Origin of the sequence: Nocardia sp. NPDC051929 (assembly GCF_044548645.1) — a bacterium.
In the GTDB taxonomy this organism is placed as follows: domain Bacteria; phylum Actinomycetota; class Actinomycetes; order Mycobacteriales; family Mycobacteriaceae; genus Nocardia; species Nocardia sichangensis.
On record NZ_JBIUCG010000009.1, the window covers coordinates 158,907 to 179,664 of the forward strand.

Genomic DNA, 20,758 nt, shown 5'->3' on the forward strand with positions numbered 1-20,758 from the left:
GGCGACGACCCGGGTGCTAGAAAGCGCGGCGGGCACGGTGTCGGTTACTGCCGAGCCATGTGCATGCGCATCTCGCTCTTGGCGTCCGTCGTCAGTTCTCCGGACAGATCCACGACGACCGTGCGCAACGTGCCGGTGAACCGGAAGGGCGGCCGGTAGTCGGGCACCACCGCGGAGCCCGGGTTGGCGCCGCAGGTCATCCCACCGGGGTTGAACGCGACCGGCGTGATGAACGGGAAATCGGCTTCGCCTGCCGGGCTGCGGTCGATGTAGAGCCGGGCGGTGCCAGGGGTGCCCTTGCCGTTGCCGAAATCCGGTGCGCCGGTGGGTTCGAACTCGAAGCGCAATTCGTGGCGGCCTTCCGGGATGGTTCGTGTCGAGGCGACGCGGTGCACGGTGCGCCGCACGTAGTTGTGGGCGTAGTGCAAGTGGCCGTCTGCGACGAAGAAGGTCCAGCCTCCGGCATTGGTGCCCTGGCACAGCAAGACGCCCTCGGCGCCGCCGGACGGGATCTCCACTTCGGCGGTGACGCTGTGCGGGCGGTTCAGCACCCGCGGCGAGACGGCCGCAGGCAGCGTCTCGGTGTCCGGGTGCAGGGTGTATCGGGTCTGCGCGGGCGTGATCTGCGGGCGCTCGGCGAGCAGGCGTTGCAACCCGCTGCCGTCGATCGGCAGCACGTCGTAGCGGCCTGCTTCCACATACCACAGGGCGATCATCTCGTTGAGCTTGTCTCGACGTTCAGCGGCGAGGTCATGGGTCTCGGCGAAGTCCTCGGCGACGTGGTAGAGCTCCCAATCGTCGGCGTCGAGCCGGCCGAGGTCATCGGCCGTGATCGGCGTGCCGAACGGCCGGTCCGCTTCGGCGAAGGACGGGCCCGGCCAGGGGCACACGGCCCGCCAGCCGTTGTGGTCGATGGCTCGGTGGCCGAGCATTTCGAAATACTGCGTGTGGTGCCGGGTCGCGGCGGTGGAATCGTCGAAAGTGTGGGCGAAACCGACACCGTGCAAGGGGGACTGGGATACGCCCCTGATGGTGACCGGCGGTTCGAGGCCGAAAGCGTCGAGAACGGTGGGAACGACGTCGATCAGGTGCGCGTACTGGGTTCGGATCTCGCCCTGTGCGGTGATGCCCCGAGGCCAGTGGACCAGGAAGGGATCGCTGACGCCGCCGCGGTAGGTTTCGCGCTTCCACCGCCGGAAGGGAGTATTGCCCGCCCAGGTCCAACCCCACGGATAGTGGTTGAACGTGGTCGGACCGCCCAGCTCGTCGATGGCGCGCAGGCTGTCCTCGATCGGTTCCGGGGCGTTGTTGAAGAATTGCAGTTCGTTCGTGGTTCCGGTGACCCCGCCCTCCGGACTGGCGCCGTTGTCGGACACGAGCATGAGCAGGGTGTTGTCGAGCTCCCCGATCTGGTCGAGGAAGTCGAGCAGTCGTCCGATGTGGTGGTCTGTGTGGGTGAGGAATCCGGCGTAGACCTCCATCATTCGTGCCGCCAGGCGGCGTGCGTCGGCGGACAGCGCGGCCCATTCGGGCACATCCGGATCACGGCGGGAAAGCCGCGCGTCCGGTGGTACGACACCGAGCTCGCGCTGCCGGTCGAACGTGTATTCGCGATAGGCGTCCCAGCCGCCGTCGAATCGGCCGCGGTAACGGTCCGCCCACTTCCTCGGCACGTGGTGCGGCGCGTGTGTGGCGCCGGTGCAGAAGTTCAAGAAGAACGGCTTGTCCGGAGCGACCTGTTTGGCACCGGCGATGAAGGAGATCGCCTTGTCCACCAGATCGGCGGTCAGGTGGTAGCCGTCTTCCGGGGTGGCGGGCGGCTCGACCTGATGGTTGTCGTGGACCAGATCCGGATACCACTGGCTGGTGTCGCCGCCGAGGAAGCCGTAGAACCGCTCGAAGCCCCGCCCGAGCGGCCAACGATCGTAGGGGCCTGCGGCGGATTCCTGCTCCGACGGCACCAGATGCCATTTGCCGACCATGTAGGTGTTGTAGCCGTGCTGCAACAGCATCTCCGAGAGGAATCCGTTCTCGAATGGAATATTGCCGTTGTAGCCCGGATACCCGGTGGCGATCTCCGTGATGCCCGCCATGGCGTTGGCGTGATGATTACGCCCGGTGATGAGACAGGAACGCGACGGTGAGCACAACGCGGTGGTGTGCATATTGTTGTACAGCAGTCCGCCTGCGGCCAACGCGTCGAAATGCGGCGTGGAAATGGGACTGCCGTAACACCCGAGCTGTCCGAATCCGGTGTCGTCGAGCACGATGAACACCAAGTTCGGTGCGCCGGGAGCCGCCCGTACCGGTTGCGGCCATGCGGGTTTCGACACATCCGTCGTTCGCCCGATGATTCCGGGAAAAGCCGTTCCCCGTTTGTATTCTTCCAGTGACATCTACCCGCCCTCCGTCCTGCGGATGGACTGGACACCGCCAGCCTGGTTGTCCGAATGAACGCGTGCGATGCCACTGCGTCGACGAGCGGTGCCGCGGTGGCACTGCGCGATCAAGTACTGCCGCGGAGCCGGGTGGGTCCTCATCGTCGGAAGTCGACGCCACCGGAGCGTCCGATATCGGTTCCTCGCCCATCCGCTATCGCGACGTGAGTCAAATGCTAGACGACGCGGGCGCGACTGTCAGTGGCGGAAGCCGACCGGCCGCCGCATCGTCGGATGCGGCGGCCGGTGCGACGGTGATCGCCGAGGGTGTCAGAACGCGGCTTCGTCGAGATCCATGACGCTGATGTCGACGTCGGAGATGACCGACCATTCCGCGCTGAGGTGCGGCAGGACAGTTTTGGCGAAGAACGACGCGACGGCGATCTTGCCCTCATAGAAAGCGCGGTCTCCGCCGCCCGGCTCGGCATCCAAGGCCGCGGCGGCGATCTCGGCGGCGACGATCAGACGCCAGGCGATGAGGAGATCGCCGACGGCGAGCAGGAACCGGACGGAATTCAGTCCGATCTTGTACAACTCGGTGGGTTGCTGCTGGGCGGCGATCAGGTGCTGAGTGAATCGGCCCGCCATGTCCTGGACATCCTCCAGCGCGGTGGCCAGCAGCACCTTCTCGGTCTTGAGCCTGCCGTTGCCCACGCCGGATTGCGCCGTGTCCCGGATCTTGCCCGCGATGTGCGCGAGCGCGACGCCGCGATCGCGGGCGATTTTGCGGAAGAAGAAGTCCTGCGCCTGGATCGCGGTGGTGCCCTCGTACAGCGAGTCGATCTTCGCGTCGCGGATGTACTGCTCGATCGGGTAGTCCTGCAGGAAGCCCGAACCGCCCAGGGTCTGCAGCGACTCGGTCAGGTACTGGTAGGCCCGCTCCGAGCCGACGCCCTTGACGATCGGAAGCAGCAGGTCGTTGACCCGCGCGGCCAGCTCGGCATCCGCCCCCGAGATGTGCTGCGCGACAACGTCGTTCTGGTGACCGGCGGTGTACAGGTATACCGCGCGCAGGCCTTCGGCGTAGGCCTTCTGCATCATCAGCGACCGGCGCACGTCGGGGTGCCGGGTGATGGTCACCTTCGGTGCGGACTTGTCCGCCATCTGGGTCAGATCGCTGCCCTGCACCCGGCTCTTCGCGTATTCGAGGGCATTGAGGTAGCCGGTCGACAAGGTGGCGATGGCCTTGGTGCCCACCATCATCCGAGCTTCCTCGATGACGTGGAACATCTGCGCGATGCCGTTGTGCACCTCGCCGACCAGCCAGCCCTTGGCCGGGATGCCGTGGCCGCCGAAGGTGAGCTCACAGGTGGCTGACGCTTTCAGGCCCATCTTGTGCTCGACGTTGGTGACGAAGACGCCGTTGCGGTCGCCCAGCTCACCGGTCTCGTGGTCGAAGTGGAACTTCGGTACGAAGAACAGCGACAGGCCCTTGGTGCCCGGTCCCGCGCCCTCGGGGCGAGCCAGCACCAGGTGGGCGATGTTGCCGAACAGGTCGTCGGCGTCGGCGGAGGTGATGAACCGCTTCACGCCCTCGATGTGCCAGGTGCCGTCTTCCTGCTCGATCGCCTTGGTGCGACCGGCGCCGACGTCGGAACCGGCGTCGGGCTCGGTCAGCACCATGGTGGCGCCCCAGTTGAGTTCGGTGATGAATCGCGCCCAGCGCCGCTGCTGCTCGGTGCCGATGCCGTCGATGATGTGGGCCATCATCGGCCCGGTCAGATACATGTAGGCCGCGGGCTGCGCCCCGAGCACGAATTCGCTGATGGCCCAGCTGACCATCGAGGGGGCGGGCACTCCGCCGACCGCCTCGGACTTGCCGACGCGCCACCATTCGGCGTCGTACCAGGCGCGCACCGCCTTCTTGAACGACTTCGGCAGGCTGACCGAGTGGGTGGCCGGATCGAAAACCGGCGGGTTGCGGTCGGTTTCGGCATACGGTTCGGCGACCGGCCCTTCGGCCAGGCGCGCGGCCTCCGCCAGCATCGATCGCACGGTGTCGCCGTCCAGGTCCCCGAACGCTCCGGTCCGCAGGATGTCGTCGAGTCCGTACACCTCGAACAAATTGAACTCGAGGTCACGCACGTTGCTCTTGTAATGGCTCACGAGCCAGGGCCTTTCGAGAAACGGCCGGTGTACCGGCGAGGGATTCGGCGGGCGCACGGATAGGTGCTCACCCACGGCACACTGTGCGGCACCGATGACGCGAAAGCAATCTTATGTTAATAACCACTAAGTAGATGGTCGGATGTCCAACGGCATTCAATCCGCTGCTAGCACGTAATTGGCGCAGCTAAGTTAATGCTCGCTAAGTGGTATAAATCACTGCGAGGGGGTGCGGCCGGGATTTCCCGCCGTTTCGATCCGCTCCCCGATGGCTACGAGGACGTCGACGAGATCGGCGCGCCGCCGGAAGCGGGGATTGCGTACGGCATCGATGACGACGGTGACGATCGCGCGGCTGAGCACCCGCGCGACGGGCGCGGATAGATCCGGCCGCACCGCCTGCAGCATGCGGGCCCACTGGGCGATGCCGTCGAGGCGCACCCTCCGGTAGCGCTGCACCCCGTCGCCAGGAAGATGCCGGGTCTCGCTGACCGTGATCGCCAAGAGGTCGGGTTCGTCGACGCCCAATTGCGCGAAGCTGCGCATGAGCGAGCGCAGGGACTCCTCGGCGCTGCGTCCCTCTGCGATCGCCCGGGCGAGCAGCAGTCGGAGCCACTCGTCCTGGCGCCGGACGATCTGGTCCAGCAACTCCGCCTTGCTGGAGAAATGGTGATACAGGGCGGGTCCGGTGACGCCGACGGCCGCACCGATGTCCTCGATGCCCACCGCGGCGTAACCGCGGGTGCTGAACAGCCGCGCCGCCTCGGCGAGCATTCGCTCCGAGCGCAGCGCTCGGTCCAGTGCGGTGTTGCCGATCTCGGTGCGCGGTGGCCGGCTCGGCGCGTGGCCGTTCGGGTGTTCGGGCATCCGGGTCGTGATCACCGCCGCGACGGCGGCGTCGAGCACTTGCGCGGCGGCCGGCGCGGGCAACTCGGCGCGGTGATAGGAGGGGCTGACCGCGATCGACAGCACGCACCAGCTCAGCAATTCGACATCGGCCGTGCTCAGTTCGGGTCGGCGTAAGTGGATCGTGTGTCGTAGGTAGCGGGTGAGCCGTGCGGCGCGGACGAGCACCGCGGTCTTGTCGGCGGCGGTCAGATTGCGGAACTCCAGTTGCCACAGCCGCGGCAGGCCGCGCAACTCCAGCGCGACCCGGACCAACTCCGCCGTTACCGCGCCGCCGGAGTCATCGGCGCGATATGCGGCGTCCAGCCGGTTCAAGGTGTCGTCGAGGCCGACCAGCAGGCATTGGCCCAAAAGTTGCTGTTTGTTGCGGAAGTGTCGATACAACGCCGTCGCCGAGATGCCCACCGCAGCCGCGATGTCGGCCATCGTCGTGCCGTAATAGCCGCCGTGCGTGAAGGCGTCGACCGCGGCGGCCAGGATCATCTCGCGTCGATGCGGTGGTCTCCGCCGTGGTTGTCCGCTGTTCGCCTGTGTGCCCATCGCGGTCAGTGTCGCGCATCGGGCGGTCCGCACCAGCTATCGGGCCGCCCCCCGGGGTCGACCCGATAGCTGGTGGGCCGTGGGGATCTGTCGCGGCCACCGGTCCGTATGACGATTTCGTCACGGGCCACGCCGATGTCCTACTGTCGAGTAGGCTTCCCGCAGCTATCACCAGCCCGGGGATCGTTGTCCCACCAGGTAAGCAGAGGGAGCCCGCCCGTGAGCGCTGACACCGCGGACGCCACAGCACTGTCCACCATCGCGGCCCGGCTGCGCATTGCGACGACCGTCATCCTGCGGCGCGCCCGGAGAGATCCCGACGAACGGCGGCTGTCCGCGACGCAGTGGGCGGTCTTAGGACGGCTGCACCGATACGGCGCCATGGCCGCGGTCGACTTGGCGCGGCTGGAGATGCTGCGGCCGCAGACGATGCGCAACGTGGTCGACGGCTTGCGCGACCAGGGTCTGATCATCGGTGTGCGCGACCCGAACGACGGACGCCGGGTGAATCTGACTCTCACCGACGAAGGCCGCGCGTGGGTGTGCGGACATCAAGCGTCCGCGAACGACGCGCTGGCGCAAGCGTTGTCGGAGAGTTTGCGGACGGGTGAGTTGCACAAGGTCGGCGAGGCGCTGGATCTGCTCGAGCGCATCGCTTACGGTGACCGGGGAGCGGATGCGCTGATCGCGGGCGGTCTCGGCGCCGGGTCACTGGTGGCCGATTCGCGATGACTCGGCCGCCGCCCGGCCGGGGTCGGCGGGCGGCGTGAGCGCCCGGGTCCAGAGATCGATGATCGCCCGGCCGCATTCGTCGGCGGTGCGGCCGGGCGGCGGATCGAGGACCGCGCCGTGGATCTGCGCCTCCACCGCCTGTACGAGCAGCAACGCCGTCAACCCCGGGTCGTCGCCGCCGACCTCGAGGCGGCGCAGATGGAATTCCACTTCGTCGGCGAGGACCCGTTCGAGTTGTCGGAGGCGTTCGACACCCGCGGCGGTGCGAGGGGCCTGATCGAAGAGCAGCCGGTGCATCTCCGGTTGAGCCGTGTGCAACCGCGTCACGGCGACGACCAGTTGCCGGATGGTGTCGACCAGAGGCGGCTGTTCGGCACGCAGGCGCCCGGCCGTTTCCAGCAGCGCCTGGGAAGCGTGCCGCAGGTGCCGTTCGGCGAGTGAGTAGAGCAGTGCGTCCTTGTCGGGGACGTAGTGATAGAGGGTGCCGATGGAGACGCCGGCGAGTTCGGCGATCTTGTTGGTCGTCGTCGCGGCGTAACCGTGCTGCTGGAAAAGTCGAGCAGCGGCGTCGAGGATCGCGTCGAAGGTGAACTCCGACCGCTGCTGGCGCGGGATTTTCCTGGGTGTCGACATGGCGTCCTGAAGTCGAGTTGGCAAAACCGAGGATTGCTCGAATTATTGTCACATGCACGCTTCTTACCTCGCCTTTCTCCCCGACGACCTACGCCGGAGCTGGGATTTTCGGCCCCAGTCGAGCACTTGGTCGTGGCGCGGCCATCAAGTCCACATCGAACGGGTCCACCGGCCGGACGCGGACGTTCGGATGATCTTGATCCACGGCGCCGGTGGTCATGCCGCGGCGATGTGGCCGTTCGCGGCGCTGGCGGCGGCGCGCGGTTTCGACGTGCGGGTCCCCGACCTGCCCGGCTACGGCCACACCCGCGTCCCGTCGTCCCGCGCGATCCGGTATGCGGACTGGGTGGACTGCGTCGACGATATGGTCCGTGCGGTCAAGGTGGCGGATTCGCGGCCGTTGGTGCTGGTGGGGGCGAGCGTGGGCGGGATGCTGGCGTACACGGTGGCGGCCCGCACCGGCATGGTGGACGCGCTCGCGGCCACTTGTCTGCTCGACCCACGGCTGGCGCGAGTTCGCGCGGCGGTCGCCCGTCGCCCGTGGCTGGGTCGGTACGGAACACGGTTGCTGGTGCCCGCGATCGACGATCTGCGAATCCCGATGCGGTTGCTCGCGAATATGTCCGCGATATCGAACGATCCCGAGCTGACCCGGGTCGTCTCGGCCGATCCCCACGGCGGTGGCGCCTGGATGCCACTGGGATTCCTGCGAACCTATCTGCGGTCCGATCCCGGTCTCGAACCGGAGGATTTCACCTCCTGCCCCGTATGGCTGGTTCACCCCGGCGCCGATCGGTGGACGCCCTTGGCGCTGAGCCAGTCGTTCTTCGATCGGATCGCCGCTCCCAAACGCCTGGTCGTGCTCGACGCGGCGGGGCATTTTCCCGTGGAGACGCCGGGCATCCACCAGTTGGCCGACGCGTTCGCCGAGATTCGTGACCGGTTGGTCTCCGGTCCCGTGCCGGCCGGGACGTGAAGTCGCGTACGCGCCGACGCCCGTATGGTCACGTGAGCGGCTCGTGATGCGCTCCGAGCCCGCACCGGCGGGGTGGGTAAGGTCTGAAGCGTCGTGGAACGGACGCCACGATGCCGCCGCCGAACAGCTTCGCGCGGACGCGCCGCCCTGCCGAACGAAGAGAGCTGATTGATGCCGACCTCTACAGCGCGCGCACAGATCGGGGTCACCGGTCTGGCGGTCATGGGTAGCAACATCGCACGGAACTTCGCCAGGAACGGCTATACCGTTGCGCTGCACAACCGCAGCATCGCCAAGACCGACGCACTGCTCGAGGCCCACGGCGACGACGGCGACTTCGTGCGGACCGAAACGATCGAGGAGTTCGTCGCCGCGCTGGAGAAGCCGCGCCGGGTGCTCATCATGGTGAAGGCAGGCGCCGCGACCGACGCGGTCATCGAGGAACTCGCGGACGCGATGGAGCCGGGCGACATCATCATCGATGGTGGAAACGCCCTCTACACCGACACCATTCGGCGGGAAGCCGCGATGCGCGAGCGCGGGCTGAACTTCGTCGGAGCGGGCATCTCCGGGGGCGAGGAGGGCGCCCTCAACGGCCCCGCGATCATGCCCGGCGGCCCCAAGGAGTCCTACGACTCGCTCGGGCCGCTGCTGGAATCCATCGCGGCGAAGGTCGACGGAACGCCCTGCTGCACCCACATCGGCCCGGACGGCTCCGGACATTTCGTCAAGATGGTGCACAACGGCATCGAGTACGCCGACATGCAGTTGATCGGTGAGGCCTACCACCTGTTCCGCGACGCGCTCGGTTTCGACGCCAAACAGATCGCGGACGTGTTCACCCAGTGGAACTCCGGCGACCTGGAGAGCTACCTGGTCGAGATCACCGCCGAGGTGCTGAACCAGGTCGACGCGAAGACGGGCAAGCCGCTGGTCGACGTGATCGTCGACGCGGCCGAGCAGAAGGGCACCGGGCGCTGGACGGTGAAGTCCGCGCTCGACCTCGGCGTGCCGGTGACCGGAATCGCCGAAGCGGTGTTCGCGCGGGCGCTGTCCGGTTCTCGCGAGCAGCGAAAGGCCGCGCGGGGTCTGGCTTCCGGACGGCTGGCCGACAAGCCCACCGACGTGGAGCGGTTCACCGAGGACATCCGGCAGGCGCTCTACGCCTCGAAGGTGGTCGCCTACGCGCAGGGCTTCGACCAGATCGCCGCGGGCAGCGCCGAATACGACTGGAACTTGCGCCCGGGTGATCTCGCGACGATCTGGCGTGGCGGCTGCATCATCCGCGCCCGGTTCCTCAACCGGATCAAGGACGCCTACGACGAGAACCCGGCGCTGCCGAGCTTGATTCTCGCACCGTACTTCCGTGAGGCGATCGAGACGGCCATCGACAGCTGGCGCCGCGTCGTGGCCACCGCGACGCTGCTCGGCATTCCGGTGCCCGCGTTCGCTTCGTCGCTGTCCTACTACGACGCCCTGCGCGCCGAGCGTCTCCCGGCCGCGCTCACCCAGGGGCAGCGTGATTTCTTCGGTGCGCACACCTACGAGCGGGTGGACGCCGAAGGCAAGTTCCACACGCTGTGGAGCGGGGACCGCGGCGAGGTTCGCGCCGACTAGCCGGACGCGCTGTCGCAGTGCGGGATTCGTTTCCGCACTGCGACGGAGGTCGTTGTCACTCCCGTGATCCGGCAGCTCGCTCCCACGCACCCCGGCGGAGCAGGCGTAGCCCGTTGAGCCCGACGAGGACGGTGGATCCCTCGTGCCCGGCGACGCCGAGGGGGAGCGGCAGGGTCCCGGCGAGGTCCCAGACCACCAGCACGCCGATGCAGGTGGCGGCGATGGCCAAGTTGGCGATCACCACCCGTCGCGCCTGCCGGGACAACGCGATCACCGCCGGGATCGTGGTCAGGTCGTCGCGCACGACGACGGCGTCCGCGGTCCGCAGGGTCAGGTCGGATCCGGCGCCGCCCATGGCGATGCCGACCTCGGCCGCGGCGAGCGCAGGGGCATCGTTGATGCCGTCGCCGACCACGGTCAGTTTCCGCCCGCCGGCTTGCAACTCGCGCACCGCGATCATCTTGTCGTCGGGCAGCAGTTCCGCCCGGACGTCGGTGATGCCGACACATTCGGCGAGCCGATCGGCGGTGGCGGTGTTGTCGCCGGTCAGCAGTATCGGCGCGCTGCCGGTCAGCGCGGTCGTCGCGCGCACGGCCGCCACCGCTTCGGGCCGGAGCTGGTCGGTCAATGCGAGCACTCCGATCGGTTCGTGCTCGCAGGTCACGACCACGGCGGTGTAGCCGCTCGCGTGGAAGGCGTCGACAGTTGTGTGGGCGTCGCGGGTGGGTTCCCGCGCGGCGGGGGAGCCGACGCCGATGAGACGGTCACCGACACGGGCGGTCACGCCGCGACCTGGGTGGGCCGTGAATTCGGTGACCTCGGGCAGCCGCAGCTCTCGGGTGCGGGCCGCGCGCACGATCGCCGCCGCGAGGGGGTGCTCGCTCGGGTGCTCGGCCGCGGCGGCGAGCCGAAGCACCTCGGCGTCGGTGAATCGTTGGTCCAGGCAGCGGATCTCGGCAAGTTCCGGGATGCCGCGGGTCAGGGTGCCGGTCTTGTCGAAGGCGACGTGCGTGGTGGCGCCGAGCTTTTCCATGACCACCGCGGATTTGACCAGGACACCGTGACGCCCCGCGTTGGCGACGGCCGCCAGCAGGGGCGGCATGGTGGCCAGCACCACCGCGCAGGGGGAGGCGACGATCATGAACGTCATCGCTCGCAGCAGCGCTCGCCGCACGTTGTCACCGAGCAGCAGCGGGATGGCGAACACCGCGAGGGTGACCGCGACCATGCCGACGGAGTAGCGCTGTTCCACCTTCTCGATGAAAAGCTGGGTGCGCGCTTTGGTTCGGGCCGCCTGCTCGACCAGGGCCGCGATGCGCGCTACCACGGAGTCCCGCGCGCGGCGCACGACGCGGATGCGCAGGGCCCCCGTGCCGTTGAGGGTGCCCGCGTACACCTCGTCGCCCTGGATTTTGTTCACCGGCAACGGTTCGCCGGTGATGGTGGCCTGATCGACCTCACTGCCGCCGGAGAGGACGGTCGCGTCCGCGGCGATCCGCTCCCCGGGCCGCACCACGAGGACGTCTCCGACGCGCAGTTCGGTGGCGTGGACCGTCTCTTCCTCGCCGTCGCGCGCGACCCGGGTCGCGGTGTCGGGTGTGAGGTCGAGCAGTCCGCGCACCGAGTCCTCGGTCCGGGCGGTGGCCAGCGCTTCCAGGGCGCCGGAGGTCGCGAAGATGACGATCAGCAACGCGCCGTCGGTGATCTGGCCGATGGTCGCCGCTCCGATCGCCGCGGCGACCATGAGCAGGTCGACGTCGAGCGTCTTGTCGCGGAGAGCCTGTAAGCCGGCCCACCCGGGTTCCCAGCCGCCCGCGGCGTAGCAGGCCAGGTACATGCCCCAGCGCAGCCACTGGGGGCCATCGGTCAGCTGCACCGCCAGCCCGGCGCAGAAGAAGACCACGGCCACTGCGGCCCAACGGGCTTCGGGCAGGGTGAACAGCCGGGTCCGCCGCACGGGCACGCGACCGGATGGCGGAGTCGGACGAGTCGGCGCGAGCGTCGGCGCGGCCACGGGTCACCTCCAGAACAGCAACGGACAGACGGCCCGAACCATACCAGAACACATGAACATGTCTTCATTTGTTCCTAGAGTATGCTGTTCAGTCATGGGACACGGCGTCGAAGGCAGGGACCGCCCTGCCGTGCGCTTGGATCCCGAATCGGCCACCCATGTGGCGACCACGTTGCAGGCGCTGGCCACACCGAGCCGCTTGATGATCCTTACCGAACTGCGCCAAGGGCCGCTGCCGGTGAGCGCGCTGGCCGATGCCATCGGCATGGAACAGTCCGCCGTCTCCCACCAGCTTCGGCTGCTGCGCAATCTGGGTCTGGTCACGGGCACTCGCACCGGCCGCAGCATCGTCTACAGCCTCTACGACAACCACGTCGCCCAACTGCTGGACGAGGCGATCTACCACAGCGAACACCTGCGCCTCGGCTTGTCCGACCGTCCTGAGGCCGCGGTCTGACCGACCCCGCGCACTGGCGATCCGGCTGCACGGCAAGTCTTTCACCCGCTTCGGGTGATGTCGGCCCGGTGCGGCGGTGGCACCGTCCAGGAAATGACGGCCCCGGCGATGGTGGACAACCGGTACGAGTTCGCGAATGGCTATCCGATCGAGTCTTCCGCGACTCGGGCATGGGACGACAGCGTGTTCCAGCGCGCCGTGGTCGCGTACCGGTTCTGGTATCCGACCGTGTCGATGGAAGGAATCTTCAACGGCAACAGGGAGATCGGACTGAACGACAACCGCGCGGTCGGAATCGCCTCTACCGGGCCGCGGCATATCGGGTTCACTCTGAATTCCGATACCCCGTATGGCGCCGCGGTGCTGGATCTGTCGGCGGGGCCGATGGTGGTCGAGCTTCCGCCGGGACCGTACATCGGCCTGGTCGACGATCATCATCAACGGTGGATCACCGATCTCGGCATTCCAGGGCCCGACCGAGGGCAGGGCGGCACTTACGTCATCGTTCCTCCCGGCTACGCGGGGGCGCTGCCGGATCGGGCGCACGTCGGGCGATCCGCGTCCTTCAAAGTGCTGCTCGCCGTGCGCGCGCTGCCGCTCGGTGGCGACCCGGCCGAGGCGATGGATGCGCTGCGGGCGGTCCGGGTGCACCCGCTCGAGGAGGCGGGCGCGGTGCTGGACATCATCGACACCACCGAGTTGGCTATGGACTCCACCTGTTTGTGCTGGGAAGCCGACATCTCTTACTGGCGGGTGCTGCACGGGATTCTCGAGACGGAACCGGTGGTGCCGGAGTTCTTGCCGATGTATGGGCTGCTCGGGGCGATCGGTCTCGAGCGAGGCGTTCGGTTCGCGCCCGACCGCCGGTCCGCGGCGCTGTTGACGGCCGCGGCGCGGACCGGGCGCGGTCAATTGCTCGTATCCGCGTTCGCCAGTGGCCGGCCGGACCGCATGGCCTGGCCGGACCGTCGCTGGGAATGGGTGGGACTGGTCGCCGACAACGGCGACTTCCGGACCGCCTCCGGTCTCGACCTCGAAGCGCGCGACCGGTGGTTCGCCCAAGCGATCATCGCCTCACCGGCCATGTTCCGGCGGCAGGTGGGCGGCGGATCGCTGTATTGGCTCGCCATGCGGGACGGGCGAGGGGATTACTTGGACGGTAGTGCCACTTATACCCTCGATATACCGCGGCCGGTGCCGGCCGGGCTGTTCTGGTCCGTGACGGTCTACGACGCGCAGACTCGCTCGCAGATCCAGGCCGACCAGGGCAAGGCCGCCCTCCGGTCGCTGTTCGAGTTGTGCGACCTCCCGCCCGACGGCCCCGTGCGGCTGCACTTCGGCCCCATTCCTCCTGACGGCGACGAGACCCGCTGGCTGCAAACCGTCCCCGGCCGCGGATGGTTCGCCTATCTGCGCATCTACGGACCCGAGGAAGCGGCGTTCGACCAGACTTGGCGGCCCGGCGATTTCGAGCGCGCGAGCTGATCGAGTGTGGCGACGGCCCTCGTGGCTCGGCCTATGGGGCGGGATGGCAGCGCTTGCGTCTCTGGTCCGGGATTTCCGCGCGGAGCAACTCGATCAAGCCAGGGAATCGGTGCTGGAGTTCGGCTCTGCGTAGTTGGGCCATATTGCTGTTGCCGCGATCGACCTGACGGATCAGCCCGGCCTGGCGAAGAACCCGAAAGTGGTGCGTGAGTGTCGCTTTCGATACCGGGAGGCCGAACGAACTGCAATGGCGCTCGGTGCCGTCGGGCTCGGCGAGGAGCGTGAGGATCACCTGGCGGCGATGCCGATCGGCGAGCGCGGCGAACACCGAACCGAGTTCCATCTCCTCCGGTGCGGGCTGATCGCTGCCGGGCACGGCGAACCTCCTCCATAGGTACGTCTTGCATCGTACCTCAGTGGCCGCTAGCGTCCGAGGTATGAAAAATCTCGTACCTGATCACGCGCCCTACGTCCTCGTCGGTTTCGCCCACCCCAAACCGGAGCGCGCGGCGGAACTGCGTGAGTTGCTGTTGTCCTTCGTCGAGCCCACGCGCGCCGAAGAAGGTTCGTTGGAGTATCACTTCCACGAGGACAAGGACCGGCCGGGCACGTTCGTCTTCTACGAGGTATGGCGGTCCAAGGAAGATCTCGATCGTCATTTGGCCCTGCCGCACATGCGGGCGTTCTGGGACAAGCGCATGGACTACCTCGAACGGGATCTCGACATCCGCTGGCTGTCGATGCACAGCCCGTATCCGCGCCCGGTCGCAGGCTGACCACCCGATCGATCCGCTGCTTGACCTGGAGCGCACTCCAGCGCTTAGGGTGCGCTCATACAGGGTTGTCCAGCAGAAGGGATCACTTCATGGAGCTCGGTTTTCACATACCAATCTTCGATATCGACGGTGGCACCACCGCCATCGCCGGTGAGCTGGCAAGGGTGGGCGCGGCGGCGGAAGAATCCGGCGCGACGTGGCTGTCGTTCATGGACCACTACTTCCAGATAGAGCCGACCGGCCTGCCCGCGGAGGCGAACATGCTGGAGGGGTACACGACCCTCGGCTATCTGGCCGCGCACACTTCGCGCATCGACCTCGGACTGCTCGTCACCGGCGTGACCTACCGTCACCCCGGTCTGCTCGCCAAGATCGTCACCACCCTCGACGTCCTCTCGGGCGGCCGGGCGGTCCTCGGGATCGGCGCCGCGTGGTTCGAGCGCGAGCACCGCGGGCTCGGTGTGCCGTACCCGCCGACCGCCGAACGGTTCGAGCGGCTGGAGGAGACGCTGCGCATCTGCCGCCAGATGTGGGACCCGCAGGACAACGGGCCGTTCGACGGGAAGTACTACCAGCTGGCCGAGACGCTGTGCTCGCCGCAGCCCATCAACCGGCCGAAGGTGCTCGTCGGCGGCGGGGGAGAGCGCAAGACGCTGCGGTTGGTCGCGCAGTACGGCGACGCCTGCAATCTGTTCGGCTCCTCGCCCGGGGACGTCGAGCACAAACTCGACGTGCTGCGCAGGCATTGTGATGACGTCGGCCGCGACTATGACGAGATCCGTAAGACGATCATCGCCAACAACCCGCGGCCGAGCCCGGAAAACCGCGACGAATTCGTCCGGCAGATGGCCGACTACGCCGAACTCGGCATCGAGACGGCCATCGTCACTCCGACCACAGGCTCACCGGCGGCATGGATCGACGGCATGGCGCCTGCCGTCCCGCAACTGGCGGAACTCGGCTGAGGTATCCGGCGCGGGCCCGGATCGCTTGCGGGATTCCGGGCCCAGCCGGTGCGCCGACCATCGGTGCGCGCCGTACGAACCGGCGGGGCAGCGGTCCTACAGTTTGTAGCCGATCTGACGCAACAGCTGCTTCCGGGCCGCCTGGTCGTCGGCATCTTCCACGCCGAGCGGCGGCGAACCGTCGATCACTCCGATGATTCCTCTGCCGAGTTCGGTTTCCGCGATCAGAACCTCGACGGGATTGGCTGTGGCGCAGTAGATTCCGCAGACCTCCGGGACCTGCTGCACGGCGTTAAGCACGTTGACGGGGTAGCCCTCGCGGAGAAAGACGATGAACGAGTGTCCCGCACCGATGTCGACCGCGTTCTTGGTGGCGAGCTCGACGAGTGCGTCGTCGTTGCCGGAGCGGCGGACCAGGCGCGGTCCGGAGGCCTCGCAGAACGCCAGCCCGAAGCGCAGGTGCGGACCGACTCCGACCAGCGCCTCGTGCAGGTCTTCGACGGTCTTGATGAAATGGGACTGTCCGATGACGACGTTGAGATCATCCGGTTTGTCGATGCGCACGGCTGTCAGCTCCACAGCGACATACTGCGCCCCGACGACGTCGATTCATAGCATTTCGACATTTGTTCCGCGCGTCGCGAACGGTCCCGGAATCACCCACCGTGGGTGCCCCCCGGCCGGAAAGGCAGGTCCACGACCAGTGCGGTGGCGTTGTCCCTTCCACCGGCCAGGAGGGCGGCATCCACCAAAGTGTTCGCGATCGTGGGAGCCGCGTCGCCCCGCGCGAGGATGGCTTTGACCGCGGCTATGCCGAGTGGCTTGTGTACGCCGTCGGTGCTCAGCAGCAGTCTGCCCGTGCTCGAGCCGGTGGCGGCGTATCCGATCGCGTCCGGCCGCACGGTGCGCGCCGAGGTGGTGACCAGATGATCCATTCGCGGGGTGGAGGCGAGCCCGCGGGTGCGGTACACCTCGGCTACGGTGTGGTCCGTCGTGATCTGGTGCAACACTCGCCCGTTCCACCGATACGCGCGACAGTCGCCGACCCACGCCACCTCGCAGGGGCCATCGGGTTGATCGGCGGCCGGAAGCACCGCGACCACGAGCACGCTGTCGGCCGAAGGCTCCGGGACCTCGCGCAGGAGTTCCTCCTGGGCCGCGAGAATTCCCGCGCGCGCTCCGTCGGCGGCGGCGGAGCGCGCCGCCGCGGCGGCGACCGTGCGTGCCGCGCGGGCTCCGAGCAGATGATCTCCGACGCCGTCGGCGACGACGTACGCCGTCGCTCCGGTCACGGCGTCGGTCTCGATCGCCACCGCGTCGGCGTTGATCGACCGTGACGCGCGCCGACTGGCCGAAGCGCCGGTCGTTCCGCCCAGCCGCGGTGTCTGGATCCGCGGCATGCTCGCGGTGGTACCGGTAAACACGAACTGGTCTCCTCGTAGCTGGGCTCTGAGTGCTGCCGACCAGCACCCTTCAAGGACACCGCATCAGTATTTGGACTTGGCGAGAGTCCGTTGTGTGAACGCTGAGAATTCGCTCTCGATCAGGTCACGACGGGCGTCCCGGCCGGTGGCGCTGCCCGCCTTCCGGCCGGAGCAGACGCTGTCGCGTGCTGCCGCCGGCGGGCGGACGAAGGGCGCATTGATCGATCACCGCTGTACCTTGTGCCGCAGTCCACAGCGCGGGACGCATTTCGCAACATTGTTTCTGGATTCCGGCAATCGATCGGCTCACTGTTCGTTGCTCGGCGCATTTACGTTCTCCGCTGTGAAGCAGGGGTGCGCGCAGCGCGCAAATCACCGAAGCCGGTCACGTTTGTCCGATTTGTTCGGCTCTCGCCGCACAATTCGACGGATATCTGTGGCGACCGCAAATTCGGAGCCGTCGGCTCGTTACGTCCCAGCGCGGGTGCCCGACCGGTGCGTGTCCACGTCTGTTCGGCGCTGACGCAGCCGACAACCGCTCTGCCACAGATCAATCGACGCGCCGAGTCGGGCCGTGCAGCGGATCCGCCGGCGTCCGACAACGCGCGCCGCCCCGGGTACAGGCGTGTTCAGGAACGGAGTACTACGTGGTCATCAGTCCCGCCGAGGACGCCTCCCTACGATTCGCGCCGCGGCTGATCCCGCCGCGCGGAGGCGTGCCCACCCCGGTGCTCGTGGTCGCCGCGATGGTCAGCATCCAGCTCGGCGCGGTCATCGCCAAGCACCTGTTCACACTCGCGTCGCCGGTAACGGTCGCGTGCGGCCGGATCATGCTCGCGGGCGTGTTCGCCGTGCTGCTGTGGCGGCCGTCGCCGCGGCTCGAGCGCAGGGCCCTGCTGCCGGTCGCCGGGCTCGGCGTGGCCATCGCGGGCATGAACCTGTGCTTCTATGCGGCCCTGGACCGCATCCCGCTGGGCATGGCGGTGACGATCGACTTCATCGGTCCGCTCGCCGTCGCCATGATCGGGTCGCGGCGCACCCGCGACGCGCTGTGGGTGACGCTCGCCGGAGCGGGCGTTCTGCTGCTGGTCGACAGCGAAGGGCCGGTCTCGTGGAGCGGGGTGCTGTTCGCGGCGGCAGCCGGTGCGGGATGGGGCGCTTACATCACGTGCGGCGCCGTGGTGGGCAGGCACACCGCCGGACACGACGGACTGGCGTTGGCCATGGGCCTCGGCGGACTGCTCGCCGTGCCGGTGGTGGTCGCGAATGACGCTGTGGCGCTGACGGATCCGGTGTTCCTGGCGGCCGCGGCGGCGTTGGCCGTGCTCTCGTCGCTGCTGCCGCATGCCATCGAGATGGCGGCCTTGCGCCGGATCACGCCCGCGGTGTTCGGCGTCATGATGAGTTTGGAACCCGTGGTGGCCGCGGGCGTCGGGCTGCTGTTGCTCGGCGAGCAGATGCGGGCGGCGCAGTGGTCGGGTATCGGCCTGGTGGTCGTGGCGTGCGTGGGAGTGGCGCGCGGTTCCCGTGCCGACGCCGTCGGCGATCGGGCGTATGCCGAAATGGCGGTGTCCAGCGCTGTAGACAAAACCACCTAGGTTTTCCGGATGTCGGCAGCGCTCACGTATTTCCGTCGCGGCTGCCGACAGACATGATGACTAGGCAGAATGCATTCCGCACGCGACGATTTCGCTAGAGGGAGAAGTTGTCGGTGACGTAGACAACATCCGAAACTCGGTTGAATTCCCCGCCTTACCGGCGGGTACGTGATCGAATGCTCTGCAACTGATGTCGCGAACCCGTGTGATGCACCGGTTCAGTAATCCGGGAGGTTGTGGCTGTGGCCGACGCAAGCGTGCCCACGCTGCGTCCGTCCGAGCTGGAGAGGTTGGCTCAGCTCGACGAACACAACGAACTCTCCGCCGACCAGGTGCGATCGAGCTCGCAGCGGATGGGCGTGCCGGAGGAGGACCTGTGGCGGTGGCTGGAGGACCGCCGCAGTGCGTCCGCGCCCACCAGACGCATCGATGTCCCCGAGCGGCCGCCCGCCCACGTCGAGGTTCCCGACCCGCCGACCGCCCACGTCGATGTATCCGACCCGACCACCACACGCGTCGAGGTTCCCGACCCGCCGACCACGCGCATAGATGTCCCTGATCCGCCGACCACCCGGATCGATGGCCCTGAGCCACCGACCAGGCACGTGGGGTACGGCGAGATCAACCACCGGCAGTCCCGCATCATCACGCTTCCCGAAGCGGCCGGAGGCGGGCTGCTGCCGCAGATCTCCGACGGGGACGTCACCACTTTCCGGGCCGATGCCTACCGGAGCCTGCCACCGGAAGAATTCGCGCGCATCGACGCCGTCTACGCCGACGGGATCCAGCTGGCCTGCCGGTGGCTGGCCGAACACACCGGGCGATCGTGCAGGCACGACCTGAACCAGAACGGCGTCGGCAGCTGGCTGGGGCCGCGCGGGGCAGGCCTGGCCGAATACATGCTCTCGGTGCTGCAACCTCGCCTCAGCGTGCCGGACCGCTTCCAGCAGGGCGCCGGTTTGGTGGACGAGTGGAACGACATTCTGAGCCTGTACCGATTCCTCGGCGGCCTCGTCGCCGACAGCCCCAGCCGCGGGCACACGATCACGCGCCTGCGCGGCGCCCAAGCGGCGTTCCTGCTGCACGGGATGCGCCTGGATCTGCCGCCGGACCTGGCCTACTCGGTCGGGCCGGGGCTGACGACGGTCCCGATCGATGACGACCTGGTCGCCCGGGTCCGGGCCAGGACCGCCGATCCGGTGGACGCGGCGGCGATCGTCACCGCGCTCTTCACCGGCGCCACCGCGATGGAACTCAACGCGATCCCCTGCGTCGCGCTCGCCGCGGACGCGCTGATCTTCAACGGCCCGATCGGTTACACCCACGCTCCGGACCTGTACGTGTGGGTGATTCCGCCGTCGGCGCGGCCTCTGCTGTACGAAGCCCGCGTCCACCAGGAATCACGCCCCACACCGAACACCAAGCTGTTCGCCGGCGCCATCGGCGGAGCGGGTTTCCGCCTCCGCAGGCTCGCCGCGGCGTGCGAGGTGACGCTGCCGGATCTGTACCACTGGCATCACAGCTGGATCCGCGAAGCGGGACTGCTCCGGAAGTCGGAACAATCGACACCGGTCCGCAATACCGATCTGCTCTTCGGTCTGAAACTCGCGCCACGGCCACGCCGCCGCCGCGCACGCTGACGCCGGGGCGTCGAGCAGGTCACCCGGCGTCGTCGAGCAGATGCCGTGGTGCGGCCTGCCGCCACGAGTCGTGCACGATGGCTTCGAGTTCCTCCCGGTCGTCGAGGGCGGTCAGCCGCGCACGGACCCAGGCGTTGCCTGCTTCGTGCGCGGCGATCCAGAACTTGTCCGGTTCGGCGACGACGAGTTCGTCGCGGTCGGCGATGGGGCAGCGGACCGCCATCGAGGTCTCGGACTCGGGAAGGGTGAGGAACAGCTTGCCCGCGACCCGGAAGGTCGGCATCCCCCAGGTGAATTGTTCGGATGTCTCCGGTAGCGACAGCGCGAAGGCCCGGACATCGTCCCCGGTGAAACTCATGCACCGAATCCTGCCAGCTCGCAAGGGAAGTCTCGGACCCGGTCGGATCACGGCGGAGATCGCCCACGCGATGCCGGGCCGATCCATAGGGCA

At 67.8% G+C, this 20,758-nt stretch carries 18 protein-coding genes; 9 read left to right on the top strand and 9 right to left on the bottom strand.

The window, feature by feature from the left end; genetic code table 11:
- Positions 1–44: 44 nt before the first annotated feature.
- The 3 genes from ACIHAX_RS13780 to ACIHAX_RS13790 all read right to left on the bottom strand — a co-directional run bounded on the left by ACIHAX_RS13780 (position 45) and on the right by ACIHAX_RS13790 (position 5,990).
- On the bottom strand, positions 45–2,396 hold the full coding sequence (locus tag ACIHAX_RS13780) for an arylsulfatase (protein ID WP_397277607.1): 2,352 nt from the start codon (positions 2,394–2,396) through the stop codon (positions 45–47).
- A 312-nt stretch (positions 2,397–2,708) separates the two neighbouring features.
- A complete protein-coding gene (locus tag ACIHAX_RS13785) occupies positions 2,709–4,544 on the bottom strand; it encodes an acyl-CoA dehydrogenase (protein WP_397277609.1) in 1,836 nt (611 codons plus the stop codon).
- 216 nt (positions 4,545–4,760) lie between these two features.
- Entirely contained in the window at positions 4,761–5,990 is a 1,230-nt protein-coding gene (locus tag ACIHAX_RS13790) for a TetR/AcrR family transcriptional regulator (RefSeq protein ID WP_355075346.1), read from the bottom strand.
- 219 nt (positions 5,991–6,209) lie between these two features.
- Here ACIHAX_RS13790 and ACIHAX_RS13795 point away from each other — a divergent pair, with 219 nt between their 5' ends.
- Positions 6,210–6,722: a MarR family transcriptional regulator gene (locus tag ACIHAX_RS13795; protein WP_355075348.1), complete on the top strand. Its 513-nt coding sequence runs from the start codon at positions 6,210–6,212 to the stop codon at positions 6,720–6,722.
- On the opposite strand, the gene ACIHAX_RS13800 is transcribed toward ACIHAX_RS13795, so the two are convergent.
- A complete protein-coding gene (locus ACIHAX_RS13800) occupies positions 6,699–7,355 on the bottom strand; it encodes a TetR/AcrR family transcriptional regulator (RefSeq protein ID WP_356965770.1) in 657 nt (218 codons plus the stop codon). The genes ACIHAX_RS13795 and ACIHAX_RS13800 overlap by 24 nt on opposite strands.
- A gap of 52 nt (positions 7,356–7,407) precedes the next feature.
- Between ACIHAX_RS13800 and ACIHAX_RS13805 the strand changes: the two genes are divergently transcribed.
- Together ACIHAX_RS13805 and gndA are read left to right on the top strand one after the other, a co-directional pair.
- On the top strand, positions 7,408–8,331 hold the full coding sequence (locus ACIHAX_RS13805; protein ID WP_397277612.1) for an alpha/beta hydrolase: 924 nt from the start codon (positions 7,408–7,410) through the stop codon (positions 8,329–8,331).
- Positions 8,332–8,502: 171 nt separating this feature from the next.
- Entirely contained in the window at positions 8,503–9,948 is a 1,446-nt protein-coding gene (gndA, locus tag ACIHAX_RS13810) for an NADP-dependent phosphogluconate dehydrogenase (RefSeq protein WP_356965772.1), read from the top strand.
- Between the two features lie 55 nt (positions 9,949–10,003).
- On the opposite strand, the gene ACIHAX_RS13815 is transcribed toward gndA, so the two are convergent.
- A complete protein-coding gene (locus tag ACIHAX_RS13815) occupies positions 10,004–11,962 on the bottom strand; it encodes a heavy metal translocating P-type ATPase (RefSeq protein ID WP_397277614.1) in 1,959 nt (652 codons plus the stop codon).
- Positions 11,963–12,056: 94 nt separating this feature from the next.
- Here ACIHAX_RS13815 and ACIHAX_RS13820 point away from each other — a divergent pair, with 94 nt between their 5' ends.
- Together ACIHAX_RS13820 and ACIHAX_RS13825 are read left to right on the top strand one after the other, a co-directional pair.
- Positions 12,057–12,419, top strand: a complete 363-nt coding sequence (locus tag ACIHAX_RS13820) for a metalloregulator ArsR/SmtB family transcription factor (RefSeq protein WP_355075358.1) — start codon at positions 12,057–12,059, stop codon at positions 12,417–12,419.
- Positions 12,420–12,512: 93 nt separating this feature from the next.
- Positions 12,513–13,904: a DUF1214 domain-containing protein gene (locus tag ACIHAX_RS13825; protein ID WP_397277616.1), complete on the top strand. Its 1,392-nt coding sequence runs from the start codon at positions 12,513–12,515 to the stop codon at positions 13,902–13,904.
- Positions 13,905–13,935: 31 nt separating this feature from the next.
- On the opposite strand, the gene ACIHAX_RS13830 is transcribed toward ACIHAX_RS13825, so the two are convergent.
- Entirely contained in the window at positions 13,936–14,280 is a 345-nt protein-coding gene (locus ACIHAX_RS13830) for a helix-turn-helix transcriptional regulator (RefSeq protein WP_355075362.1), read from the bottom strand.
- 61 nt (positions 14,281–14,341) lie between these two features.
- Between ACIHAX_RS13830 and ACIHAX_RS13835 the strand changes: the two genes are divergently transcribed.
- Positions 14,342–14,680, top strand: coding sequence for a putative quinol monooxygenase (locus tag ACIHAX_RS13835; RefSeq protein WP_355075364.1), 339 nt, complete (start codon positions 14,342–14,344; stop codon positions 14,678–14,680).
- An 89-nt stretch (positions 14,681–14,769) separates the two neighbouring features.
- Positions 14,770–15,645: an LLM class F420-dependent oxidoreductase gene (locus ACIHAX_RS13840; RefSeq protein ID WP_355075366.1), complete on the top strand. Its 876-nt coding sequence runs from the start codon at positions 14,770–14,772 to the stop codon at positions 15,643–15,645.
- 96 nt (positions 15,646–15,741) lie between these two features.
- On the opposite strand, the gene ACIHAX_RS13845 is transcribed toward ACIHAX_RS13840, so the two are convergent.
- Both ACIHAX_RS13845 and ACIHAX_RS13850 read right to left on the bottom strand, forming a co-directional pair.
- On the bottom strand, positions 15,742–16,224 hold the full coding sequence (locus ACIHAX_RS13845; protein ID WP_355075368.1) for an adenosine-specific kinase: 483 nt from the start codon (positions 16,222–16,224) through the stop codon (positions 15,742–15,744).
- A gap of 77 nt (positions 16,225–16,301) precedes the next feature.
- Positions 16,302–17,069: a PP2C family protein-serine/threonine phosphatase gene (locus ACIHAX_RS13850; RefSeq protein ID WP_397277619.1), complete on the bottom strand. Its 768-nt coding sequence runs from the start codon at positions 17,067–17,069 to the stop codon at positions 16,302–16,304.
- Between the two features lie 647 nt (positions 17,070–17,716).
- On the opposite strand from ACIHAX_RS13850, the gene ACIHAX_RS13855 reads away from it, so the two are divergent.
- Both ACIHAX_RS13855 and ACIHAX_RS13860 read left to right on the top strand, forming a co-directional pair.
- Positions 17,717–18,667 carry an EamA family transporter gene (locus ACIHAX_RS13855; RefSeq protein ID WP_397277621.1) on the top strand — a complete coding sequence of 317 codons (951 nt, stop codon included), beginning with the start codon at positions 17,717–17,719 and terminating at the stop codon, positions 18,665–18,667.
- 242 nt (positions 18,668–18,909) lie between these two features.
- A complete protein-coding gene (locus ACIHAX_RS13860; RefSeq protein WP_397277623.1) occupies positions 18,910–20,307 on the top strand; it encodes a hypothetical protein in 1,398 nt (465 codons plus the stop codon).
- Between the two features lie 19 nt (positions 20,308–20,326).
- Here ACIHAX_RS13860 and ACIHAX_RS13865 read toward each other — a convergent pair whose 3' ends face one another.
- A complete protein-coding gene (locus ACIHAX_RS13865) occupies positions 20,327–20,665 on the bottom strand; it encodes an MmcQ/YjbR family DNA-binding protein (RefSeq protein ID WP_355075375.1) in 339 nt (112 codons plus the stop codon).
- Positions 20,666–20,758 lie beyond the last annotated feature (93 nt).